Source organism: Paenibacillus maysiensis, from assembly GCF_000520815.1.
GTDB classification, from domain to species: Bacteria; Bacillota; Bacilli; order Paenibacillales; family Paenibacillaceae; genus Paenibacillus; species Paenibacillus maysiensis.
Genome location: NZ_ASRY01000337.1, coordinates 1 through 7,908, shown reverse-complemented (window position 1 = coordinate 7,908; position 7,908 = coordinate 1). Strand labels below are relative to the sequence as shown.

5 protein-coding genes and 3 pseudogenes are annotated in these 7,908 nt (G+C 45.7%); 2 read left to right on the top strand and 6 right to left on the bottom strand.

The window, feature by feature from the left end; genetic code table 11:
• Positions 1–2,898, bottom strand: a pseudogene (locus tag L696_RS0126930) (WIAG-tail domain); the annotation flags it as partial.
• A 189-nt stretch (positions 2,899–3,087) separates the two neighbouring features.
• Here L696_RS0126930 and fabV point away from each other — a divergent pair.
• Both fabV and L696_RS30025 read left to right on the top strand, forming a co-directional pair.
• Positions 3,088–4,275 (top strand): enoyl-ACP reductase FabV, encoded by a 1,188-nt coding sequence (gene fabV, locus L696_RS0126925; RefSeq protein WP_025686406.1) that lies wholly within the window; start codon positions 3,088–3,090, stop codon positions 4,273–4,275.
• Between the two features lie 287 nt (positions 4,276–4,562).
• The gene (locus L696_RS30025; protein ID WP_081750803.1) at positions 4,563–4,715 is read left to right on the top strand and encodes a DUF1540 domain-containing protein; all 153 of its coding nucleotides are present in this window, start codon (positions 4,563–4,565) and stop codon (positions 4,713–4,715) included.
• A 51-nt stretch (positions 4,716–4,766) separates the two neighbouring features.
• Here the strand turns inward: L696_RS30025 and L696_RS0126915 are convergent, their stop codons facing one another.
• The 5 genes and pseudogenes from L696_RS0126915 to L696_RS31075 all read right to left on the bottom strand — a co-directional run.
• Entirely contained in the window at positions 4,767–5,009 is a 243-nt protein-coding gene (locus L696_RS0126915) for a hypothetical protein (RefSeq protein WP_025686405.1), read from the bottom strand.
• A gap of 107 nt (positions 5,010–5,116) precedes the next feature.
• Positions 5,117–5,479 carry a DUF4190 domain-containing protein gene (locus L696_RS0126910; RefSeq protein WP_049827536.1) on the bottom strand — a complete coding sequence of 121 codons (363 nt, stop codon included), beginning with the start codon at positions 5,477–5,479 and terminating at the stop codon, positions 5,117–5,119.
• A 769-nt stretch (positions 5,480–6,248) separates the two neighbouring features.
• The gene (locus L696_RS0126905) at positions 6,249–6,500 is read right to left on the bottom strand and encodes a hypothetical protein (RefSeq protein ID WP_025686404.1); all 252 of its coding nucleotides are present in this window, start codon (positions 6,498–6,500) and stop codon (positions 6,249–6,251) included.
• Positions 6,501–6,588: 88 nt separating this feature from the next.
• Positions 6,589–6,834 (bottom strand): annotated as a pseudogene (locus L696_RS0126900) (WXG100 family type VII secretion target); the annotation flags it as partial.
• A 344-nt stretch (positions 6,835–7,178) separates the two neighbouring features.
• Positions 7,179–7,908: pseudogene (locus L696_RS31075) on the bottom strand (transcriptional regulator); the annotation flags it as partial.

Genomic DNA, 7,908 nt, shown 5'->3' with positions numbered 1-7,908 from the left:
CAGATGGTGCGGCTGGATGGACTCCGGTGCGATGTGCACGGACTTCACTGCTCCCTCTGCCAGCGCTCTATCCTGTACCGCTCCAGCTGCCAGATGCCGGGGGTGTACGGCCTGCGCAGACAGATGCGGAGGACCGACGCTGCCTTCCGCGAGGTTCATTCCTTGTACCGAGCGCGCCGCCAGCTTTTCGGAGGTAATGCTTTCCGCTTGAAGCGCACGACCAGACACACTATCCGGGGCCAAATGTCTCGTGAGCACCGAGGAAGCCTGGAGATGCACCGAGGTGACCGCTCCGGCAGCCAGATGTGCCGAATCCACAGCCGCCACAGCCAAATGGTTGCTTTGTACAGCTTCATCCATAATATGTCCGGACTGCACCGCATGGGCAGACAGCTTGGTAGAAGTTACGCTTCCCTCCGACAGTTTGGCAGAGGTGACCGCTTCATCCTGTAGGGCCGGAGTAGCCACAGCCTGCAATGCAATGTGCTCTCCTTGAATGACTCCGTTTTGCAAGTGCTCCGATTGGATAGATTCGGGCGCAAGATGCGTAGACTTTACAGCGTTCTGGGCCAGCGCAGTTTCCTGTACCGCTCCAGCTGCCAAATGCCGGGTGTGTACCGCTTGCGCAGCCAAATGTGCAGGGCCGACGCTGCCTTCCGCCAGGTTTGGCGCTTGCACGGCCCGAGCCGCCAACTTCTCCGAGGTGACGCTTTCCGCCTGAAGTACATGACCGGATACGCTATCCGGGGCGAGATGCTTGGTCTGGACTGATGCAGATTGCAAATGGTTGGAGGTGACGGATTCAGGAGCGAGATGATTCGCTTCCACCGCTTCAACAGCCAGATGATTGCTCTGTACTGCTTTATCTGTAATGTGCCATGGCTGCACGGAGCGTGCGGATAGCTTGGAGGAAGTTACGCTTCCCTCTGCCAATTTAGGCGCTGTAATCGCCAAATCATTAATTTTATCCGTAGCCACACTCTCTGGCGACAGTTTCAGCGAAGTGACGGCATGATCCTGCAAATGATGGGAGTATACCGCTCCACTCGCCAGATGCCCTGTTTGAACAGCGCCTTCACCCAATATGTCTGCGGTAACGGACTGCCCTTGCAAGGCCGAGGTTCCTACGCTGCCGTTCCCGATATGTTCGCTCAGCACAGAGCTGGAGGCCAAATGTGCAGAGCTGACGGATTGAGCCTGCAATGCCTTTCCACCCACACTGTTATCCGCCAGATGGTTTTCGCGAATAGCCCTGGGTGCAATGTGTACATCTGCAATTTCTTGAGGCGCAATTTTATTTCCAGTTACCGCTCCTGCGGCAATTTTGGCTTCCGTAACCGCTTCGTCAGCGATTTTGTCAGACTTAATAGCGTTCGAAGCAATGTGATTTTCCTTGACAGCCTGATTCGCCACATGGTGATCCAGAACTGCGCCCTTCCCTAATTTCTCGCTCGTCACAGCCCCGGATTGCAAATGCCGCTCCGTAACCGCCTCCGGTGCAATATGATCTTTCCGAATGACTTCGGACTGGAGATGTAAGGATGAGACTGCCTCTGGGGAAATCTGAGGGCTTTGTATGGCTGCTGTAGCAATATGTCTGGTAAGTACCGCCTCATCGGCAATTTTGTGCGGTAAAATGCTCTGATCCGATATTTTGGATGAAGTGACGGATTGATCGACAATTTGCAACGAGCCTACAGACTGATCCGCCAGTTTATTGGACTGAATGCTCCGATCCGCCAGATGGCGGGCTGTCACTTGGCCTGTTCCAAGCTGCTCTTCCCCGATGGAGCCAGGACTCAGATGCTTTCTTTCAATCGCTCCGGCCTGAATATGCGCACTGGTGACCGCCTCAGGCTCCAGATGACGCCCGCTGACAACACCTTCCTCCAATTGCTCCTTGCCCACAATTCCGTTGGATAGCTGCTTGCGGTTAATCGAACCAGGGGCCAGATGCCGGGAATTAACGGCATGCTCGGTCAGGTGTGCGCTCTCAATGCTGCCAGCCTGTATTTTAGAACCATCCACAGCCCCATCCCGCAGTTTAGAAGTGGTGACAGACTGGTCTCCAAGCTTGGAGCTGTCGACGGCCTCATTAGCCAAATTGTTAGATTGAATCGTACCGCTGCGAATTTTATCGGAGGTGACCGCCTGGTCTTGAAGCATGTCTGGAGATACAATCCATTGCTTGAAGTGACGGCTCTCAATGGAGCCATTCGCAATATGATCGCCGCTGATAATCTTATCAGCCAGCTTTTCTGGAGTGATGCTGCCATCACGAAGTTTTTCACCACCAATGGAACGATCCTGCAATTTGCTGCCTGCCACCGATGCGTCCGACAGATGCTCCACCGTAATGGAATCCGGGGCAATCTTCGAAGAAGTCACTGCACCATCGGCTATTTTAATCGTATGAACGGCATAATCTGCCAGGTATTCCGTTTGGATGCTTTCTGGCTTCATCTTACTGGAATCTATGGAGCCGGGAGCAATCTTCTCCCCAGTTACAGCCAGATCGCTCAAATCGTCTGTATAAATGAAAGCATTATTTACATGCGGCGCTTTTTTATTATTCAAAATTTCCTCGACGTCAATCGGATCAGGCAGTGGCTCAGGCTCTTTTGGTTCCTCCATCGAAACCTCAGGCTCTTCTTCAACCGCATCTTCAACCTCAGTCCCGTGCTCGATATGGACTTCAGGCTCGACAACTGTCTGTAGCTCCGGCTCCTCTGCTATTGGGGGAGGCGGAGAAACAACTTGATGAAGTCTTGCTTCTGTCTCCCTCTCCGCAGGCTGTGGCTTCGAGCGCTGTATCATACTTAATTCATTCATGTCCGGGTCAATTACACGATAGAGCGGCTTTTTGTTTCTGGTGGTTTTTCGGCTCTTGTTCTTCAAGCAGCTCTCTCCCTTCTCATATTTATCGTTACAGCATCATATGCAGGCCCTTAGGCACTTGCCACCCCATGCAAGGATACACTTTTTCGTAAAATGGATACTTACTGAAATCCACGTTTGAAAAAAAATTGTTAAAAGTTAAAATAGTAAGGGTGAAGATTGCTAGAAGAAGAGAGGAATTACAATAACATGATTATCAAACCAAGAACACGTGGCTTTATCTGCACCACTGCTCATCCGGTGGGCTGTGCCCAACATGTTCAGGAGCAAATTGACTATGTACAGGCCCGTCCTGCTATCCAGGGACCTCGTAATGTGCTTGTGATCGGCGCATCTGCCGGATATGGGTTGGCTTCTCGCATTACTGCCGCCTTCGGTGCGCGTGCCAATACAATTGGTGTATATCGTTCTAGTAATGCTACGGCCACACGGACAGCATCGGCAGGCTGGTACAATTCTGCTGCATTTGAAAAAGCTGCTCAGGAAGCAGGGCTCCGATCCTTTAGCGTGACAGGTGATGCCTTCTCAGATGAAATCAAAGCCAAAACGGTGAAGGTCATTCGCGAAGAGCTGGGACAAGTCGATCTGGTGGTTTACAGTGTCGCTTCCGGTCGCCGCACGAATCCCCGCACAGGTGAAACGTTTAATTCCGTGCTTAAACCCATCGGCAAACCCTACACCAACAAGACCGTCAACTTCCACACCGGCGAAGTCACCAGCGTTACTCTGGAACCCGCGACGGAAGAAGAAGTGCATGGGACTGTGGAGGTTATGGGCGGCGAGGACTGGCAATTGTGGATTGACGCCTTGCGTGAAGGCGGTGTACTGGCTGATTCCGCAACGACCTTCTCCTTTTCGTATATCGGTTCAGATATTACCCAAGCCGTCTACAGAGAAGGCAGTATCGGAAGTGCAAAGGATCATCTGGAAGCAACAGCACGTGAGCTGAACGATCAGCTGAAAGCCACAGGCGGACGCGCCTTCGTCGCAGTTACCAAAGGACTGGTTACCCAATCCAGCTCTGCCATCCCTGTCGTACCTCTGTATATTTCAGCTTTGTACAAAGTGATGAAGGAAAAAGGACTACATGAAGGCTGCGTGGAGCAGAACTACCGTCTGTTTGCCGAGCGTCTGTATGCTCCGGAAACTCCAGTAGATGAAGAAGGACGTATTCGCATTGATGATTGGGAATTGCGTGAAGACGTACAGGCAGAGGTTGCAAAAATATGGGGCGAGCTGACGACAGACAATATCTACGAGCTGTCCGATCTTGAAGGATATCGTCGCGAATTTTTCCAGCTATTCGGCTTTGAATTCGAGGGTGTAGACTATGATGCTGACATTGATCCCATCGTAAATATTCCTAACGTGCACTAAGTCTTTTGTATGTCAGAAAAACAAAAAAAGCGGTTCTCCGGCAGAGAAACATTTCGTTCTGCATGGAGGACAGCTTTTTTTAAAATTATAAGGGACACTTATGTCCGCTTTGAACTGCAAAATAAAGCAAACATTGCAATTTTAAAATTCCTTTGATATTGTACAGGTAGGCATAGCAAAATCCCTCTTTTCGACAAGAGGGTAAACACAGTTGGACAAGTCCTACCTTGACTGACCGTGATTATATTTGCTCAGCCCGTCACATCCATATAAGGAGGTGAACAAACATGGCAAAAGACGTTCTGTGTGAAGTCAACTCATGTACGTACTGGGCTCAAGACAACAAATGTAGCGCTAGCTCCATTTATATCGTAAGCAACAGACCTGAAGACACTCACACGTCCGAAGAAACGGACTGCAAAACCTTTGAAGCCAAGTAATTCGTGCCTTGGAAAGGAGCCCCTGACCGGGTTCCTTTTTCTTTTCACATTCTAACAAGAATGATAATTATTATCAAGTCCTTTTTTCACACGGAAGACAAAAAAAGAAGCGTCGCTCTGAACGATTCGCTTCTTGTGCTTGACTCTTTGTAATTGTTCCTGCTTGGTTGGCTTCATTCGCACATGCTGCGATATCTCGCCATAATGACCATTTGTTTTGCGGCTCTGTGCAGAGCAGTAGTTTCCGGCGCGCTTCGCCTTGCTTAGCGCTTTTTGTGTTTGAGTACGTGCCATGCGGCCTTCACTCTCCTTGATTGGACTCCATCCATCATAGCATCTGGAATTCCAATCGTGAAGGGAACAAGTGTATGAGCTCACTGATTTCATTAAATTTCGGAAAACTAATTGGAATTAAAGTCTCTTCCTATTACCATGAAAACTATAATTAAAGCAAGAATAATAAGGCCGATACTCGTACCGACAATGCCACATACTAAACCTGCAACCGCCATACCTTTACCGTTTTCACCATAACGGCGAATTTCCTTGAACGAGATTGCACTTAAAACAATAGCAATTATCCCCAATATAACCGATATGTAAGGCATGAACACCAACATAAGATTCAAAATGCCTAATACCATAGACGCAATTGATTTACTATTCGTAGCCGGTGGCTGTGGGGGCGGATTAAATGGGGCGTTATAACCATTCGTATCCTGAAAAGGATCGGACGATTGGGGGTCTTTGTATAAATTACTCATTTGTCTGATTCAACTCCAATATGTAAAATAACAATATATACGTTCTAGGATACCACAATCTTACAAATCAGGACAGTACTTATTTTGAAAATGATGGTTATCTTTTAAGCCGTATGCAACTATTCATTAAAATTCACAATACGTTTTACCGCAATACGCCTTTACGTTATTATCAATACTATTGGTCTTATGATAAAACGTAGTCAAGAAGCTCATAATAGAAAAGAGCAAGGATGCGCTAACATCCTCACTCTTTGGCAACAGCCGCTTTGAAGAGCGTCGGCAGTAGGTTGTGTCATGAAATGGACCGTTACCTTACCAGAGTAGGCGGTCTATTCGTATTAAATACCGAACTCCCTTTTCGTACTGGCCTCTGGATAAACAATATTCAGCCAATTCACTCAATACGCCAACAAGCTGATTATTAATATTTTGCTGGTCATTGTTTGTATTTCTCCGTGATCATGTATGTTTGAAATTTCACACTCAAATCGATTCAGAATATCATCTACGTCTATGCCATAACGATTGACTGCGATCATAATGTTCCATAGGCCGAGGTATTTATTATGAGTAAGGAAACTATGTGTATCCTTGCAAATAGCCAATGAATCTACTGATTTGGAATGGGTGAAAGAGACTGATAACGAGACGCTACGCTGGAAAAACTTATTTTAGGAGTGGGGCGAGGCTAATATGTGTCTGACCAAGCTTATGTCCATTTTTTATTGTTAAAGGAGCAAGCTCGGTTCGTATTCTTGAAGATACTTTATGATTCAAATGTCATCTTGTCGGGAAATATACCACCTTCTTTAACGAAGCAACGTACCATTCGCCGTGCAGCCCTATCAAAATAAAATTTATTTGAATGACTCGGATCTGGTAAAGGTTCAATTTCAGAGAACAACTTAGTCTCCTTATTCAATTGAATTTTCCCCATAATGTGTTCATTTGGGCCATATCTATAAATAACTACTGTCTCATCCTCATGTTCTTTAAAAAGTAAAACAAATGCTCCCATTATAAAGTCTCCTCTACTCTATTTCCCATGGACGACCCGACCTTTACCGCAGCGTTATGAGCAGTCTCATAGTCTGTTTTAAATATACCATCATATTGGCCCAATGTTCCTTTGACCAGGCATTGTTTAGATTAAATGCCCCCTGAATCATACCCGTTACTCCAAATGTACCGAAATTGAGTTTGTCGTTCCATGAATCGTTTTGTTTAGCTGCTCGCTCCATATATCCTTCATACATTCCTTTTGGAATACCATACGACATATAGTCTAGGAAGCTCCAAACTGAATCAAATTTTTTCTCATAGCGTACTGAGTTAGCGGCTACAAAATCCTGATCTTCAATCATATCCTGTAACTCAGGAATCAACTTTAGGAGTTTTTTATAGTTATGTAGCTGTTGTTTCGTGATACCGAGTTCCTGAACAATATCGGTTTTCGTTTTTTGCTGAGTAAAATTATTTTACTCACCATTTCCAAATGTATGTTGATTATTCATATATAATAAAATGCACCCCAAAACTTCATTGGCTAGACCTGTTGGTTCTCTCCAATAACCGTTTTAGGAGTGCATTTTTGAGCAATTTTTTAATTCAATTGTTACACGTTTAAGAACCTCCAACCTGTACTTGAGGCCGTATATCATGCGAGTGAACAGGTACAGTAACAATAAACAAAAAGCTAGCCGCGATGATCAGCAGTACCATTTTTTTTAACATTGTTCATCCACACCTTTTCTAATAGTTTGAAATACTCTTCTCTGGTCTCAGGAAGCGCATATGCTTGGAAATGTGCAAAAAGCCCTGTACAGTTTATAAAATAAGTCTCATTATTTAGTGTATGATAACTTACCATTGAATACATCAAATGTTTAAAACCATCAATGTAAGACCCTCGATGTAAATAATAATAAGCTAACTCGTAACCAAACCACGCGACATAGTCCGGTATCACCTGTTGGTTATACATATCATCGGATAGAGGCTGTTTAGAAAACGAATTAATCTCCGTTTCAAACCGTTGAAGTATATCATCCACTTCCAATTCAAATCGGTTTGCTGCAATTATAACATTCAACAATTTGGAGATTTTCTCTTGTTCATTAGAGCCTGATATTGCTGCTATATATTCAACATAATCTTGAAGCACACTGATATCACCAGACAGAAGTTTATTAACATAGGTATTACATTGCGCCCAATCTTTATACAGTTTTATCCAATATAGTGCATCTTCGTCCGTCTCTTTGACCCAATCTAAATTAGCGTAGGCGTATGTATATTGTAGAGCTTGTTGATAATCGCCTTGAGCTTCACAGACACTTGCACACAGTAAATCAGAATAGGTGATATACACAAATAACGGACGACTTAGCTTCTTAGAAGACTCATCACGCCCTCGACTCTTTTGT

Bases quoted from the DNA above. Each gene is read 5' to 3' on its own strand.
- fabV (WP_025686406.1), top strand. From the start codon at position 3,088: ATGATTATCAAACCAAGAACACGTGGCTTTATCTGCACCACTGCTCAT.
- L696_RS0126915 (WP_025686405.1), bottom strand. From the start codon at position 5,009: ATGGCACGTACTCAAACACAAAAAGCGCTAAGCAAGGCGAAGCGCGCC.
- L696_RS30025 (WP_081750803.1), top strand. From the start codon at position 4,563: ATGGCAAAAGACGTTCTGTGTGAAGTCAACTCATGTACGTACTGGGCT.
- L696_RS0126905 (WP_025686404.1), bottom strand. From the start codon at position 6,500: ATGGGAGCATTTGTTTTACTTTTTAAAGAACATGAGGATGAGACAGTA.
- L696_RS0126910 (WP_049827536.1), bottom strand. From the start codon at position 5,479: ATGAGTAATTTATACAAAGACCCCCAATCGTCCGATCCTTTTCAGGAT.